Source organism: Mannheimia cairinae, assembly GCF_028649535.1.
GTDB lineage: Bacteria > Pseudomonadota > Gammaproteobacteria > Enterobacterales > Pasteurellaceae > Mannheimia > Mannheimia cairinae.
The window spans coordinates 257,647-273,938 of sequence record NZ_JAQSJE010000002.1 but is presented as its reverse complement, the minus strand read 5'-3'; the positions used below and the strand labels follow the sequence as shown (position 1 = coordinate 273,938).

Here is a 16,292-nt window from a genome sequence, read left to right as displayed (position 1 = left end):
TGTAGAGTATTTTGAATAAATAGGATTATCAGAATGGAACAACAAACAATTCATATTTCAATTTCAGATGCTGCCCAAGCACATTTTTTCCGCTTATTAGAACAGCAAGAAGAAGGAACTAACATTCGTATTTTTGTTGTAAACCCTGGCACTCCTAGTGCAGAATGTGGTGTTTCTTATTGTCCGCCAAATGCAGTAGAGGAAACCGATACAGAGTTTACTTTTAATCAATTTTCTGCGTTTATTGATGATGTGAGTCTGCCTTTTTTAGATGAAGCGGAAATTGATTATGTAACAGATCCAATGGGTTCACAACTTACCTTAAAGGCTCCCAATGCCAAAATGCGTAAAGTTGCTGATGATGCCCCGTTTATTGAGCGTTTAGATTATGTTATCCAAACACAGATCAACCCTCAATTAGCAAGTCACGGAGGAAGGGTTACACTTATTGAAGTTACCGATGACAAATATGCTATTTTACAATTTGGTGGCGGTTGTAATGGTTGCTCAATGGTTGATGTTACGTTAAAAGAAGGTATCGAAAAGCAGCTATTAGCTCAATTCCCAGATGAGCTAGTTGGTGTAAAAGATGTTACTGAACACCAACACGGCGAACATTCATACTACTAAGTAGATAGTATTTTTGAAAAAAAATCAAGCGGTTAAATTTTGAAATTTATTTACAAAATTTAACCGCTTGTAATATTTTACGAACTCAAAACAATTATTGCTTATCACCGATTAATACTGACTCTAATGCAATTTCAATCATACCGTTGAAGGTTAATTGACGCTCTTCTGAGGTTGTTTGTTCGCCAGTGCGGATATGGTCAGATACAGTACAAATCGCTAATGCTTTAGCACCGAACTCTGCCGCCACTGCATAAATACCTGCAGCTTCCATTTCTACACCTAAGATGCCGTATTTTTCCATTACATCAAACATTTCAACATCTGGAGAATAGAATAAATCTGCAGAGAATAAATTACCAAAGCGTGCTTCGATACCTTTCTCTTTCGCTGCTTGGTGAGCGGCTAATGTCATATCAAAGTCTGCAATCGCTGCGAAATCGTTATCACGGAAACGGATACGGTTTACTTTAGAGTCTGTACAAGCACCAGTACCAATTACAATATCACGAACTTTCACATCAGTACGCACTGCACCACAAGAACCCACACGAATAATTTTTTTCACACCATATTCTGTGATTAGCTCTTTTGCATAGATAGAACAAGATGGAATCCCCATACCGTGTCCCATAACTGAAATACGGCGACCTTTATAAGTTCCTGTGTAGCCTAACATATTACGTACATTAGTAACTTCTTCTGCGTTTTCTAAAAAAGTCTCAGCAATGTATTTTGCGCGAAGTGGATCACCCGGCATAATTACAACGTCTGCGAAAGCACCTTCTGGTGCGTTAATGTGTGGAGTTGCCATTTTATTTTCCTCTTAGTAAATATTAATTAATAACCTTGAACAGACTGTTGCTGTTCACCATTCAATGTTGCTAATAAATTAGCTAATAAACTTGATGCTCCAAAACGGAAATGTGAAGCACTCACCCATTCTTTACCTAAAAGAGAACTTGCTAATTCTAAATATTGAGCAGCTTCTTCAGATGTTTTTACCCCACCAGCAGCCTTAAAGCCAACGGTTTTAGCAACATCTAAATCACGAATGGTTTCAAGCATAATACGAGCCGATTCTAAGGTTGCATTAACCGCCACTTTACCAGTTGAGGTTTTAATAAAATCAGCCCCTGCTTGAATTGAAATTTCACTTGCTTTGCGAATAAGCGGCTCTGTTTTCAGCTCGCCTGTTTCAATAATCACTTTAAGTAACACATTATTTGCTGCACAAGCTGTTTTGCATTGTTTCACTAATTCAAAACCAACATTTTCGTCGCCTGCAATTAATGCTTTGTAAGGGAAAACCACATCTACTTCATCTGCACCGTAAGCAATAGCTGCTCTCGTTTCGGTAACAGCAATTTCAATATCATCATTACCGTGTGGGAAGTTAGTCACTGTGGCAATTTTTACTTGCTCAATACCGGCAGCTTTCAATGCTTTACGAGCAATAGGTACAAAACGAGGATACACACAAACCGCCGCAGGCGTACCAAATTCTGTCTTTGCTTGTTGGCACAATGAAATCACTTTTTCATCAGTATCATTTTCATTTAATGTGGTTAAATCCATTAAAGAAAGTGCTAATTGAGCCGAATTTTTTAATGTCATAAGCCTTCTCCTTTTTATTATTTGTAAATTTTTATAAAAATCTAACCGCTTGTAAATAGCTAATTTTCAAGCAACCGTTTACCTGAGATAAAAAACAATAAAACCACTATTTCTAGTGGTTTTACTGAGAAGATTTGATTAAATAACCGCACCGCCTAATCCGATAAATAATCCTGCGATGGTTGCACTCATCAAGTTAGATAATGAACCAGCAATTACCGCTTTAATACCAAGACGTGCGATATCACCTCGACGGCCAGGAGCCATTGCACCAATACCACCGATTAAAATCGCAATAGAGCTAAAGTTTGCAAAGCCACATAATGCAAAAGTAATAATAGCAATGGTTTTTTCACTTAACTGCACGGTAGATTCAGGTGCTAAATATTTTGCAAATTCTAAATAGCCAACAAACTCATTTACCGCTAATTTCAAGCCAATCATTTGGCCTGCAATTTCAGCCTCAGCCCAAGGTACACCAATTACCCAAGCTAATGGTTTAAATACCCAACCAAAAATTTGACCGAGATTTAAAGTATCGTAGCCAAACCAGCCACCAACACCGCCTAAAATACCATTAATTAATGCAATTAATGCCACAAATGCGATTAACATTGCCCCAACATTTAACGCTAATTGCATACCAGATGAAGCACCTGATGCAGCTGCATCTAAAATGTTTGCAGGTTTTTCTAAATCAACCGCTTCTAATTCGTCACGGAACTGTTCTGTTTGTGGCACCATAATTTTTGCAAATAATAAACCTGCCGGTGCTGCCATAAACGAAGCTGCGATAAGGTAAGTTAAAGGTACCCCCATTCCTGCATAACCTGCCATTACAGAGCCTGCAATAGAAGCCAAGCCACCAGACATAATGGCAAATAACTCAGACTCTGTCATTTTGCTGATATAAGGTTTAACGACAAGTGGTGCTTCTGTTTGACCAACAAAGATATTTGCCGCTGCTGACATAGATTCCGCTTTCGATGTACCTAATGCTTTTTGTAATAAGCCACCTAAAATACGGATAATCCATTGCATTACACCAACATAGTAAAGTAATGAAATTAATGCAGAGAAGAAAACAATGGTAGGAAGCACACGGAAAGCAAAGACGAAACCACCGCCACCAAAGACTTCAAACATTTTATCGCTCACTAAGCCACCAAATAAAAAGGAAATCCCTTCGTTGCCGTAAGAAATCACTTTTGCCACACCATTTGCCATTGCATTTAATGCATCACGACCAGCTGGCACATATAACACTAATGCACCAATCGCAACTTGTAACGCTAATGCCCCTAATACTGCACGTGGACTGATTGAACGCTTATTGCTAGAAAACAGAAAAGCAATAAACAGCAACACAACAATACCTAAAAGACTATTAAGTGTACCCATATAAAACCTCTGAAATGAAAAAATGAATTTATAGAATGAAAACCATTTCCATAAACTAGTGAATAAAGTGTCGATACTATACCTATTTTTGTGTAAAAAAGCTCGTAAAATTTAATATATACAAACATAAATTGACAAAGCGTAACTTATGGTATTTTATTACTAATTTACAGGCCATTTTATTCTATAAAAGTGAACAATATTTTAGGAGAGCAATATGCAAAACATTCGTGAAATTTATTTAGCTGGTGGCTGCTTTTGGGGAGTAGAATCTTTTATGCAACGCATTAATGGGGTTATTAAAGCACAATCAGGTTACGCTAATGGCAATACCTTAAACCCTAGCTACCAAGATGTATGTGCAGGGAGTGGACACGCAGAAGTGGTGAAAGTAACCTATGATGCCAATCAAATTAGCTTAGCGAAATTATTAGATTATTTCTTTAAAGTGATTGACCCAGTAAGTATTAATCAACAAGGTCACGATGTTGGTATTCAGTATCGTACGGGTATCTACTATGTTGATCCGCAAGATATTCCTGTCATTAATCAAGCACTTGCTGAACTACAAACACACTTTGATAAACCTTTAGCAGTTGAAAATGAAATGTTAGAACAATATTTCCCTGCAGAAGAGTATCATCAGGAATATTTAGTAAAAAACCCAACTGGCTATTGCCATATTGACATTCAGTTAATGAATGAGATTTTAAAAAACCAATAAAACCTAAGCCACAGTAGCAAAACTGTGGCTTTCTTTTTGATTATTTTCTGACAAATCCATAAACCGCTTTTAATAGGGAAAGGGGAAGTAGCCGAGGCACTGCACGCATTAAAAAGATAACAAACCCCGAAATAGGATCGTGAATGTTGCAACTATTTTTTAATTTATACAAACGCCATTCTGCTTGAGCTTGTCCCATTCCACGTCGTCTGCCTACCATTCCATTACCCACTCGAGCATAAACTAATAAATCGGGAAGATTGGCAACTTGTTTAAATTGAGCAATCAATTTTATCCATAAATAGTAATCTTCTTGCAAATCTTGATAGCCGCCAACTTCCAATACTTTCGATTTTTGGTAGGCGACTGTCATATGATTAAAAGGGCAACGTTTACGGGTAAACTTCACAATTTCATCCGCTGTTGTCGGCACATTACGGTAAGCAACAAGATCATTAATATCTTGCCCGAACTCTGCAATTTGCCCGCCAAAAATCACAATTTCAGGATTTTGCTCAATAAACGTAATCTGTTTTTCAAAACGTTCTGGCAAACAAATGTCATCGGTATCCATACGGAAAACCCACTCATTTGAACAATGTGTTAAACCATCATTTAAGGTTTTTCCTAGCCCTCGACTTTGTGGAAACTTCACCGCTTTTATTGGCAAAACAGCACTATATTCTTCCACAATCGCTTCAAGCTCTTGCGTTACCGCTCCGTCAAAACAAACAACTATTTCATCGGCAGGATAAGTTTGGGCTTTAAGGCTATCAAAACATTCTCTTAAATACTGAGGTTGCTCTTTAATGTATAAAGACATTAATACCGAAAATTTCATTATAAAAACCTTTTTAGATTAATCGCCAATTTAGGCGAAAGACAAATTACCACTGCAATAATGAACTGCTTAATATTTTTAGTTTGCTTAAACATTGCAAAATAATATTTAGCCGCCGTGCGGGATAAATTCATAATATGCGGATAACTTAAAATATAGAGTGAATTTAACTTAAAATTCTCTGCCTGCTCTGCCGTTTTTATATAAGTTTGCTCAATATAGGCTATCGCTTTTTCGGTATTGCCGGTATCCGTTGAAACACTGGCACGTTTGGTATGAAAGGTGCAATAAGTTAAAGGTTCATCAACATAAAGTGGCGAAAAACCAGGTTCTTCCAACAATTTAAGTAAGAAATCGTAATCTTCTAACGAACGCAAGCGGTCAGATAATCCGCCAATTTTGCAAAACAGCTCTTTTTTCACGCCAATCATCGGCATCCCGCCGATTTTGTTGGCTTTTAAAATATTCTCTTTGGTTAGCTCTTTTGTATCTTTAAACGGACGAGTTACATAAGTAAAACCTTCATTGACCATTTCACATTTTGCGGGGTGATAAACGAAGTTTACTATTGCATTTTGTGTAATTTCAGCCGCTAATCGCTCACATTTTTCCGGCATAAAGCGGTCATCATCATCTAAAAACAGTAGCCATTCGTGATTAGCGTGGCTAGCCCCGACATTTCGGCTTTGAGCTGCTCCAACATTAGGATTATTACGGATGACATTAACGTTAAACGGATATTCTTCATTGACCTCAACAGGCATTTTTGAACAATCATCCACTACAATCACTTCAAAATTATAAACTGTCTGCCGTTTTAAGCTTTCCAACAATTCAGCTATTTCAACGTTACGATTATAAGAAGGCACAATAATACTAAACATTTTTAGCATCCTTCTGTTTGCAAAATAATATTAGATTGCGACCGCTTGTATTCTCATTCTTCTCAACAAACAATGATAAAAAAATAATCAACACAAACATAATGCCAGGGAAGGCATAAGTATCTGCTTTTATATTACAAATACTTAATATGGCAAGAGTGGAAAGAGTAAACTTCCAACTCCCATTAAACCAATTTTGGGCAACTTTCCACACAAAATATGCAGTAAAAGCAAAGCAAGCTAACATATAACCTATTCCGCCATATAGTACCTGACGAATAAAACCCGAGTCGGTAAAACCATAATAACGCCCATCTTCAGTAAAATAAAAACCATCACCAAACAAAATCTGCTTTAATTGAGGCATATATAGATGCTCTTCTAGCAAAGTATCTGTTGATGAACTTAGTTGTGTTGCCTCGGTTACTTCATTCACACTGTGGATCAGTGATTTATCCACCATTGTAAGTAGATTGATTAAAGGCTCTAAAGCGTGTGCAACATAACGATTATCTGGTAAATACATTGCTAGCAGTAAAATCATTCCAGCAAAAATAAATAACACTGGAAGATAACGCCATTTAAAATATAAAAGAATACTCACAACAGAAAGCAATAGGAATGTTCTGCCAGAAATAAGCCCAATACAGAGTATAAAAAAGAGGAAAACACTCGAAATATTGTTATGTTTCTCGTTATAGGCCAATAAAAAATGTAATAGAAACAGAAAAAAAATACTTAACTGAAAAAAAGCCGCAGACGTAATATTGTATAAACGATATTCCTGCTCAGAACCAAAAAAGCGTGGCATATTCACATTAGAAGAAAGGGCAAAATCTACCATAAATGGTAAGCCAAGCAAGGCTGCAACACCCACAATCCATTGAATAACAATACCTATTTTTAAATCAGCTATTAGCTTTTGCTGGCTATTTTGTTGGCGATAAAATAAGTTATATCCAATCACACCAAACCCAAATAAAATCAGCAATTTGCTATACATTGTAACAACTGAAAAATCATTTGAACGATAAATCAGCATTGGTATAACGCTAATTACCAATAATCCTAAAATGGCATATAAGCTATCTAATGGAATAGAAATACCTGCTTTAAATTCATTTCTATAAAGTTTAATTAGCATCATTACGGCTGCAATTAAGCCGACAAAAAATGCCATTCTAAAAAAATGGAAAAACCAAGGGTCATAAATATAAAAAAAACTAAATAATGTGCTCAACTCTATTCTCTCTACATATTTCGTTTAATTGCGAACAATTTTTTTAATGGATATTTTGCTATTTTCATCCAAAAATTATTATATTTCTCTGCTCTAAATTGCGATAAATTACTAATCGTTTGAGGGTTTTCAATTGCTAATAATGGGCGAACAGCAGTAGCTACTAAACCAAGTTGTTCTTGGAATAAAACGTAATCATCTGCTAACCAAAACGGTAATTTTGCAAAATTTAATAATTTTTTGACCGCTTGTTTACGCACTAAATAGGCAACAGTACCGGCAAAATAAGGTTTATACGGCAACCCATAAGTTAAATTTGTATTCTCAATTTTCTTGCAAAGGAAACTTGGTGCAATCGGATAATTAATCTCTAATTCACTATCATTAAAATTGGTAATTTTAGACTGCCCTACCCAAATAAAATCCGCCTCACAATAAGGTAATAAAGCATCTAGTTTGGCTTGGAAATTATCTGTAAAAAGTGCGTCATCTTCACATACCAATACATAATCTTCATCTTTAATATTCTCATCTACCAAAATTTGTTGATAAATAGCAAGATGACTTAACGTACAACCGATTTCACCTTTCGTTGCTTTACGTCCATAGCGTTGCTCAAATAAATTAAAGTCAAAACGTGCCTGTAATGATTCATCCGTTTCTTGCATCGTATTAATTGCACTAAACAGATTAAAATCCGATGTGTTTGGCTGAGCAAAAAATAGCTCTCGACGAGCCTGATCTCTCTCAAGAGAAATAAGATATTTTTTCATTGTTATTTTCCGTTTTCATTCACTGGAAATTTAAAATAATAGAGTATTGAAATCATTAATCTGACTAAACTTGCCCCGATTAATGCGTAAGCCACGCCTTGTAATCCAAGATCTTTGAAATAATAGAACAAAATAACGAGGACAATAATCGAAATAAGCTGACGAGTGAAAAGCAATACCTGCTTACCTAAAATCAGCATATTTTGTGAAAGTAACCAAGATAAGCCTGCAATAATAGAATTAATAATAAACCACAGTAATAATGGTGCGACTTCAACATATTTTACTGAGAAGAAAAATACGATAATAGGTTCAGCTAAAAAAGGCACAACAATTATCGAGCCTAAACTAATTACCCCAATCAATACTAATGCTGACTTAATTCGATTAATGTTATTTAGCAAGCCCGAATAGTAATAATCTGCCAACATATTAATAAATTTAGTCACTAATGCATCAAATGCGATGCAAACAGTATAAAGCCCCAGTGTATAATTTCCCATTAAAGAAACTATGAGAAACTTATCTAGATTCACCGTTGTGGCACCAAATGTTTGTAATAAATTTTGTTTTAGCCAATTTGTGCGGAAGAACTGAAAATTTATCGGTTGAGCATTATGCGTTGCGATAAATTTCTTCTCAATTTTATACAGGTAAAACAAGCAAAAAATAGCTTGTAATGCCGTTAAAATCGTCAATAAATATAAGGTTGTCGGTAAAGGTTGCTCACCCCATACCCAATAGCAAACACCATATAAGATTACCGCTAAAATAGGTTGTTGGAGTGAGATGAAACGGTAAATCTTTAAATTTGCATCAATTTTACTTTTTTCTAATGTAATAACAGAAATTGCCGTTAAAACAACATTGATAATAAATAGTGCATAAAATGTAGTTACATTAAAAAAGAATAAGCTGATAGATGCAACAAGTGCAGAAAAAGCCAAAAAGCTACAAAAATAATAACGCCATCCAGCATATTGCTGTTTACGCATACTGAGCGTAAAAGCAAAACCTACACCGCCTACACCGATAGTGACTAAATAAGTAACAGAGGTTACAAATAGCTGAAACAAGCCTCGCTCTTCTACTGCTAATAAGCGAGCAAGCAAAAAAGAGCTAACCATCGTTAGCCCTGTGCTTAAAATAGTCACCAAGATTAAACTTAGTAGATTACGGTGATTAGTATTCATCATCTATTGTTGATAAGGCTTGCTAAATTCAATCGGGTTTGTCCATTGATTGTAATAACCTAAATTTTTACCGTAAGCGTTATCACATACTTCATTTGGTAATTCAAGCAAGCAAGAAAAAATATGTCCGTGTAAACGGCTGGTAACCACAAGATCGTAACTGATAAAAATCTTTCTTACTCGTTCAATAATTTCAAGACTGCGTTTATACCACATTTGATTGATGATATTTTTTACAAAATTTAGCCCAAATTTATTGGCAATATTTGCAAAACGGCTCATCCACAATTCAAACTGATGATCCTTATCCGTTAAAATATCATCCCAATCTTTAATGGCTGAGTGAGTTGATAATGTTGCTCGAATTTGCTGCTCTAAATGGCTTTTTTCAATATCTTTACGCAAGAAATACAATACATTTTCAGATTGTTTAGCTGAGCTTTCGGCTTTGGTTGCTAACTTACCATATAATTGGTGAGCCATATCTGGCGATAATACCGTATTTTTCGAAAAATGCTCTTTCATTAATTGATAAGTTGTTACATCTCTCGCAAACAGGTGGCAATCTTTATGAGCCTTAAAAATAGCAGAAGATTGTTTCATTGCAATTTCATTAGAAAAATATGCCGTTTGAGGCATAACAATAATACGGTTATTCGGGAAAGTTTTAACAATATCTTCACGTAATCTTTGGATGCTAGGATACAAATCGCCAAAATTCCCACCACCGTGGCAAATTAAGGTTGTATTTGGTGTAATGTATTTTTTGGCTTCTGCTAAGCTAAAATCTTGCAAACAACGTCTTAAACGCACATTGATTTGGTAATCTTTAAAAAATTGCTCTGTTCCTGCATAAATCAACAAATCTCCCACATTTAAGTGCAGAGGATAATCAAAATATAGCACATCATTTTTATCTAAAATTAAATCGGCAATTTGTTTTAATTGTTGCTTTAATGCAAGCATCGTATTATTCATATAAGCTCTATTTTTGAGAAATTTAAGAGAAGTATTTTAAAGTATAACTTTCACGTCATTCAATAAAATTTATTATTCTTTGTATATTGTTCTTTGTAAAAGAGTGAGTTATTCTTTTTGCCCAAATTTATTTCAGGGCATAAATTATGTACGAATTAACTAAACTCATTACTGCAATTATTCTGCCACCCTTTAATATTTTAATACTTTGGTTAGCAGCAATTATTTTAGGCGAATTTAAATGGGAAAAGTTCAGTCTGCTATGTTCATTTTTAGGCATTATATTACTGTATGTTTTCTCTATTCCCTACACTGCACAAAAATTACAAGATAGCCTTATCGTAGAAGATAATCTTAGTATTGATGATTACAAACACGCACAAGCTATTGTGATTCTAGGTGGCGGGTTACGAGACAGCAAAGAGTTATTTGCCACTCTTGCCACCCCTGCTATTGCGTTAGAACGATTACGCTATGCCGCCTATTTATATAAACATACCAAACTGCCGATTTTAATTAGCGGAGCCAGCCCAAACGGTAATTCTGAAGCGGAAGTTATGGAGAATGAATTAAAAGAATTTTTTAATGTACCAACTCAATGGAAGGAAGAAAAAGCATTAAATACCGTTCAAAATGCCCAATTTACAAAAGCTATTTTAGAGAAAGAAAATATTAATACTATTATTCTTGTAACTAGCCAATGGCATATGCAAAGAGCCAAAAAACTTTATGAAAAGCAAGGCTTTAAAATTCTTCCTGCCAGCGTCGGCAATGGAAAAACACCAGAAAGTTATGAATTAAAACTAATGCATTTTATCCCTCAGGCTAATGCATTAAACAGTAATATGATGACCCTCAAAGAATGGCTTGGCTATTGGAAAGAAAAGTAACACTCAATCAAACAAGCGGTCTTTTTTCTTGCTTAATTTGCAAATTATCAAAGAAACAAGACCGCTTGTTTAGTTGATCTCTTGTGGATCAATATCTAATGCTAATTTTATATTCGCTGGAATAGCTAAATTTTCCCTGTCCAAATCAAAGCAATCCAATAACTGTTGTAAAGCACTACGGCTCATATGCTGAATCAATAATAACCAGCGATAATGCCCTGCTTTTTTTGCCATTGGTGCGGAAAATGGTGGCAATAACTGAAAACCTTGCCAATTTTGTTGATGAATTTTTTGGGCGAAATAACCGTGAAGTTGTTCTAAGGTTTGCTGCGTTTGAGCGTTATCTTTCCCCGTCGCTTTAAATAAAACTTGGGCTGAAAACGGTGGCAAATTCATTATTTGTCGCATTTTTAAGGCTTCTTTAGCAAAGGCGAAATAACCTTGCTCCAATAATGTTTTGAGTAAAGGGTGATCAGGGTAATGGGTTTGTAGCACCACTTCCCCTTTTTTCTCTGCACGCCCAGCTCTCCCTGCCACTTGTAAATAAAGCTGAGCAAGTCTCTCTTCCGCCCTAAAATCATTCGAAAACAGTGCAGAATCAACATTTACGATTGCCACCAAAGTTACATTTGGGAAATGATGCCCCTTCGCTAACATTTGTGTCCCAATGAGAATTTGGCTTTTACCCTCTCTAATAGCGGTTAAATGATTTTCTAACGAGCCTTTTCGGGTGGTGGAATCTCGGTCAATTCGGGTAATTTGATAAGTCGGGAATTGTTCGCTTAGTACCTGTTCAAGCTGCTCTGTGCCAATGCCGGTGGTAATTAAATTAGTCGAACCACAATGCCCACATTGGCGAGGAATAACCTTTTGAGTGGCACAATGGTGGCAACGCAATACTCGTTGTTTTTGATGATAGGTAAAAGGTTTATTACAAGCCTCACATTCACATATCCAGCCACATTCGTGGCAAAGCAATACTGGGGCAAAACCTCGGCGGTTTAAAAATAGCATTACCTGATTGCCTTGGGTTAAATGGCTTTTCATCATAGAAATAAGACGCTCAGAAAGCCCAGCGGTAATGCGTTGGGTTTTTAAATCGATAATTTGTTGGCTGGCAAGTTGTGCATTACCGGCTCGGGCGGTTAATTCAAGCTCAATAAATTTGCCGTTTTGTACGTTTTGCAAGCTTTCAAAACTTGGGGTAGCAGAACCTAGCACAATAGGAATATTGCTATTTTTTGCTCGCACAACCGCAAGATCTCGAGCGTGATAACGCCAACCTTCTTGTTGTTTAAACGAGCCGTCGTGTTCCTCATCAAGAATAATCGCCCCCAGGTGTTTAAATTGAGTAAAGAGTGCCGAGCGAGTGCCAATCACTATCGCACTTTCGCCATTTTTCGCTCTAAGCCACGCTTTTAAACGCTCGGTTTCATTCATATTAGAATGTAGCACGTCAATTTCAACATTAAAACGAGCCTTAAAACGTTGCACCGTTTGTGGGGTTAAACCGATTTCCGGCACCAGCACCAGCACTTGCTGTTCTCGTTTTAATACTTCCTCAATAAGCTGTAAATAGACTTCCGTTTTGCCTGAACCCGTTACGCCATTAAGCAAAAATGCGGCAAACTCTTTTTGTGCATTTAAACGGCTAACCACCAGCGTTTGCTGTTTATTTAAAGTTAAGCAATTTTGCTTATTCACCAGAGGCAAATCGCCTAATGTTTGTTGCCAAGGTTGCGAGCTGATAGGAATCGCTATTTTCTCGACATAACCTTTTTCCAGCAAGCCTTTCCACGCAGATGGACTACAAGCGGTCGGTTTTTCAAAATATTTTGCAAATTGTGCTAGCTCCGTTAAAAGCTCAACTTGTTTTTTGGCTTTTTTATTTTCGCCGATAACAAGTGAATTTCGCCCTTGTTCGGTAACAGTAAAATAATCAGGTTGGGGAAGAACGGTTGAATCGCCATTACGCAATTTTATAGGTAACGAACTATTTAGCACCTCGCCCACAGGGGCGTGATAATAACGAGCCGCCCAGATAAGCAACTGCCATATTTTTTCATCAAAAACGGATTCAGCATCAAGAATGGTTTGAATAGGTTTGAGTTTATCAATCGGCACATCGCTTGTTTGTGGAAAATCCACCACAATACCGATTTTGGTTTGCTTCCCAAAAGGCACAGCCACTCGAGTACCTTTAACAGGCATACTATTCTCAAGCGGTAAGTAATCAAAATAACGATGTAACGGCACTGGTAGTGCTACACGAATTAATTTCACTGTTCTAACCCAATTTTGACTGCAAGCCCAATAAAAATCGAACCGCAAATTTTATTCATCAATGAACCTACTGTCGCATTATTACGTAAAAAATTTCCTAATGGTGCTGCCATTAAAACTAGAATAGTAACCCAAATTATGCTTGTCGATAAAAAAGTCAGACCTAATAACATAAAAGGCAGAAAAGTATTATCCAAATTGCTAGACACAAATTGTGGCAGCAGTGCTAAGAAAAATAAAACCACCTTCGGATTTAATAAATTAGTGAGTAGCCCTTGTCGGAAAATCTTCCAAAGAGGTAATTTGTCTAAATCTAGCTGATTTAATACTAGTGGCTCCCGCCACATTTTTATGCCTAAATATAGCAGATAAAATGCACCTGCATATTTTAATAAGTTAAATAGCGTTGGCGAATGAGCTACTATGCCTGCAAGCCCTAAAGAAACTGCTATAATATGGAATAATATCCCTGCTAAAATACCAAATGAAGACATTAGCCCAGATTTTTTCCCTTCGGCAATAGTGCGAGTTAGAATATAGATGGTGTCAGACCCTGGTGTTAAATTTAGCAAGATACAAGCGGTCAAAAATCCCCAATAATTTACAATTCCGTCCATTTCCTATCTCTTTCATTTAACTTCTTTATTATGTTGAGTCTGCCATTTTTTCTGCTGTTGGCGTAAAGCAATTAAACCATCAAATATTAAAAATATAATCGCAATAAATAGGCAAATCATCAAAATATAAGATTCTTTTGCTAAGGTTTCGCCAATAATAAAAGAGATAATCAGCAATAAGAAAGGCTCAAGATAACCTAATAAACCGAGTAAATTAAAAGGTAAAATAGTACTGGCGATAGTATAGCTAATTAAGGCTAAGCCACTAATAAGCCCTAATAATGCAATCAAATAGTAAATATTAGGATTTTGGTTTTGAATATATGCCATATCTGTCTGCCCAATAAAATAGAGGGAGAGTGGCATTAAAAACAGAATTTCAATCACAAAACTATATAAATGGCTTAATCCAAATTTTCTGCGTAAATAAAAATAGATAGGGTAACCAGTACAAACAAAAATGCTTTCTAAGGAGAGCTTGCCTGATAACCAAATAGTGCTAAGCACCCCAGCAAAAGCAAAGCTAATTGCTAACCATTTATTTAGAGAAAGAGATTCTTTATAAATTGCTTTACCAAAAGCAACCATCACGATTGGCAAAAGTAAATAGCCCGTTGATACCTCTAATGCTTTACCATTATTCGGTGCCCATAAAAAGAGCCACATTTGCCCGCCAACAATCAATGATGTTAATAAAATAATAACTAGCAAATAAGGTTCTTGAATTAAGCGTCGAATAAACTCAACAAATTCCACCTGCTTTTTGAGTAGAAATAATGCTAACAACAAGAAAGGAAAAGTAACTAGCATACGAATGCCAAACATACTTTCGCCTGACAATGGCTGTAAAAAAACAGCAAGGTAATACAAGCAGCCAAATAAACTAGAGGCTGAAAGCGATAAAAGAACGCCTTTTAACATAATAGGATACCTTATAAGAGAAAACACTCATCAAATGATGAGTGTTATTTATTTAGCAGAAATTACTCTTGGCGGTAATTTTTTAAGAAATTCGCCAACCGTTTAATTGCTTCTTCAATTTGATGTGCGTAAGGTAATGTTACGACACGGAAGTGGTCAGGCTTATGCCAGTTAAAGCCAGAACCTTGCACTAATAGCACTTTTTCTTGTTGCAATAAATCGTAAATAAATTTTTGGTCGTCTTTAATGCCGTACATTTCGGTATCAATTTTCGGGAACATATAAAGTGCACCTTTGGCTTTCACACAACTAATACCTGGAATTTGAACCAATAATTCATACATTTTATCACGCTGTTCCAATAAACGACCGCCAGGCAGTACAAATTCATTAATACTTTGATACCCACCTAACGCTGTTTGAATAGCGTGTTGCATCGGTGTATTGGCACATAAACGCATTGAAGCTAGCATATCCAAGCCTTCAATAAAGCCTTTTGCTTGCTGTTTCGGGCCACTTAATACCATCCAACCTTGACGGAAACCTGCCACACGGTAAGCCTTAGATAAACCATTGTAGGTTACAGTCAAAACATCTGGAGCCAGCACTGCAATATGGTGATGCACTGCACCATCATAAAGAATTTTTTCGTAGATCTCATCGGCAAAAATAATCAAATTATGTTGGCGAGCAAGCTCTGCAATTTCAAGTAAGATTTGGCGACTATACACCGCACCCGTCGGGTTATTCGGGTTAATAATTAAAATCCCTTTCGTGCGAGGAGTGATTTTCGCTTTTATATCTTCAATATCTGGAAACCATTCTTTTTCTTCATCACAAAGATAATGTACGGCTTTACCACCTGCAAGAGTTGTCGCTGCAGTCCATAATGGGTAATCAGGCATAGGAATTAGCATTTCATCACCATCGTTTAACAATGCTTGCATAGACATTGCAATTAACTCAGATACACCATTGCCGATATAAACATCGTTTACATCCATACCACGCATACCTTTCGATTGATAATATTGTACAATCGCTTTACGGGCAGAATATAAACCTTTGGAATCGCAATAACCTTGAGCGGTTGGAAGGTTGCGGATAACATCCACTAAAATTTCATCTGGTGCTTCAAAGCCAAATGGGGCAGGGTTACCAATATTTAATTTTAAAATTTTATTGCCTTCTTCTTCTAAACGAATAGCCTCTTTGTGAATGGGCCCACGAATATCATAACGAACCTGAGCCAATTTATCTGATTTTGGAAAACGTTCCATTTTGCACTTCCTATTCTTTT

General features: G+C 36.3%; 16 protein-coding genes. 3 read left to right on the top strand and 13 right to left on the bottom strand.

Features of this window, described 5'->3' with window-relative positions:
• The first annotated feature begins 33 nt into the window (after positions 1 to 33).
• Positions 34 to 630 carry a Fe-S biogenesis protein NfuA gene (gene nfuA / locus PTQ27_RS03525; protein WP_273749322.1) on the top strand — a complete coding sequence of 199 codons (597 nt, stop codon included), beginning with the start codon at positions 34 to 36 and terminating at the stop codon, positions 628 to 630.
• A gap of 94 nt (positions 631 to 724) precedes the next feature.
• Here nfuA and deoD read toward each other — a convergent pair whose 3' ends face one another.
• The 3 genes from deoD to PTQ27_RS03510 all read right to left on the bottom strand — a co-directional run bounded on the left by deoD (position 725) and on the right by PTQ27_RS03510 (position 3,648).
• Positions 725 to 1,444, bottom strand: a complete 720-nt coding sequence (gene deoD / locus PTQ27_RS03520) for a purine-nucleoside phosphorylase (RefSeq protein WP_273749320.1) — start codon at positions 1,442 to 1,444, stop codon at positions 725 to 727.
• A 26-nt stretch (positions 1,445 to 1,470) separates the two neighbouring features.
• Positions 1,471 to 2,247, bottom strand: a complete 777-nt coding sequence (deoC, locus tag PTQ27_RS03515; protein ID WP_273749318.1) for a deoxyribose-phosphate aldolase — start codon at positions 2,245 to 2,247, stop codon at positions 1,471 to 1,473.
• A gap of 138 nt (positions 2,248 to 2,385) precedes the next feature.
• The gene (locus PTQ27_RS03510; protein ID WP_273749316.1) at positions 2,386 to 3,648 is read right to left on the bottom strand and encodes a NupC/NupG family nucleoside CNT transporter; all 1,263 of its coding nucleotides are present in this window, start codon (positions 3,646 to 3,648) and stop codon (positions 2,386 to 2,388) included.
• Between the two features lie 217 nt (positions 3,649 to 3,865).
• Here PTQ27_RS03510 and msrA point away from each other — a divergent pair, with 217 nt between their 5' ends.
• Entirely contained in the window at positions 3,866 to 4,372 is a 507-nt protein-coding gene (msrA, locus tag PTQ27_RS03505) for a peptide-methionine (S)-S-oxide reductase MsrA (protein WP_273749315.1), read from the top strand.
• A 40-nt stretch (positions 4,373 to 4,412) separates the two neighbouring features.
• On the opposite strand, the gene PTQ27_RS03500 is transcribed toward msrA, so the two are convergent.
• Genes PTQ27_RS03500 through PTQ27_RS03475 form a run of 6 tightly spaced genes read right to left on the bottom strand, consistent with a single transcriptional unit; the run spans position 4,413 to position 10,281 of the window.
• Positions 4,413 to 5,213 carry a glycosyltransferase family 2 protein gene (locus PTQ27_RS03500; protein ID WP_273749314.1) on the bottom strand — a complete coding sequence of 267 codons (801 nt, stop codon included), beginning with the start codon at positions 5,211 to 5,213 and terminating at the stop codon, positions 4,413 to 4,415.
• Positions 5,213 to 6,097: a glycosyltransferase family 2 protein gene (locus tag PTQ27_RS03495; RefSeq protein ID WP_273749313.1), complete on the bottom strand. Its 885-nt coding sequence runs from the start codon at positions 6,095 to 6,097 to the stop codon at positions 5,213 to 5,215. The genes PTQ27_RS03500 and PTQ27_RS03495 overlap by 1 nt, the downstream gene beginning before the upstream one ends.
• Complete coding sequence (locus PTQ27_RS03490) at positions 6,090 to 7,337, bottom strand: hypothetical protein (protein ID WP_273749312.1); 1,248 nt, start codon at positions 7,335 to 7,337, stop codon at positions 6,090 to 6,092. The genes PTQ27_RS03495 and PTQ27_RS03490 overlap by 8 nt, the downstream gene beginning before the upstream one ends.
• An 11-nt stretch (positions 7,338 to 7,348) precedes the next feature.
• Complete coding sequence (locus PTQ27_RS03485; protein WP_273749311.1) at positions 7,349 to 8,110, bottom strand: glycosyltransferase family 25 protein; 762 nt, start codon at positions 8,108 to 8,110, stop codon at positions 7,349 to 7,351.
• Between the two features lie 2 nt (positions 8,111 to 8,112).
• Entirely contained in the window at positions 8,113 to 9,306 is a 1,194-nt protein-coding gene (locus tag PTQ27_RS03480; protein WP_434802821.1) for a lipopolysaccharide biosynthesis protein, read from the bottom strand.
• Positions 9,307 to 10,281: a polysaccharide pyruvyl transferase family protein gene (locus tag PTQ27_RS03475; RefSeq protein ID WP_273749310.1), complete on the bottom strand. Its 975-nt coding sequence runs from the start codon at positions 10,279 to 10,281 to the stop codon at positions 9,307 to 9,309.
• A 146-nt stretch (positions 10,282 to 10,427) separates the two neighbouring features.
• Between PTQ27_RS03475 and PTQ27_RS03470 the strand changes: the two genes are divergently transcribed.
• Positions 10,428 to 11,171: a YdcF family protein gene (locus PTQ27_RS03470; protein ID WP_273749309.1), complete on the top strand. Its 744-nt coding sequence runs from the start codon at positions 10,428 to 10,430 to the stop codon at positions 11,169 to 11,171.
• A 69-nt stretch (positions 11,172 to 11,240) separates the two neighbouring features.
• On the opposite strand, the gene priA is transcribed toward PTQ27_RS03470, so the two are convergent.
• The 4 genes from priA to PTQ27_RS03450 all read right to left on the bottom strand — a co-directional run bounded on the left by priA (position 11,241) and on the right by PTQ27_RS03450 (position 16,272).
• Positions 11,241 to 13,454, bottom strand: coding sequence for a primosomal protein N' (priA, locus tag PTQ27_RS03465; RefSeq protein WP_273749308.1), 2,214 nt, complete (start codon positions 13,452 to 13,454; stop codon positions 11,241 to 11,243).
• Positions 13,451 to 14,071 (bottom strand): LysE family translocator, encoded by a 621-nt coding sequence (locus PTQ27_RS03460; RefSeq protein WP_273749306.1) that lies wholly within the window; start codon positions 14,069 to 14,071, stop codon positions 13,451 to 13,453. The genes priA and PTQ27_RS03460 overlap by 4 nt, the downstream gene beginning before the upstream one ends.
• Before the next feature lie 12 nt (positions 14,072 to 14,083).
• A complete protein-coding gene (gene rarD / locus PTQ27_RS03455) occupies positions 14,084 to 14,992 on the bottom strand; it encodes an EamA family transporter RarD (protein ID WP_273749304.1) in 909 nt (302 codons plus the stop codon).
• A gap of 62 nt (positions 14,993 to 15,054) precedes the next feature.
• Positions 15,055 to 16,272 (bottom strand): pyridoxal phosphate-dependent aminotransferase, encoded by a 1,218-nt coding sequence (locus PTQ27_RS03450; protein WP_273749303.1) that lies wholly within the window; start codon positions 16,270 to 16,272, stop codon positions 15,055 to 15,057.
• Positions 16,273 to 16,292: the final 20 nt, after the last annotated feature.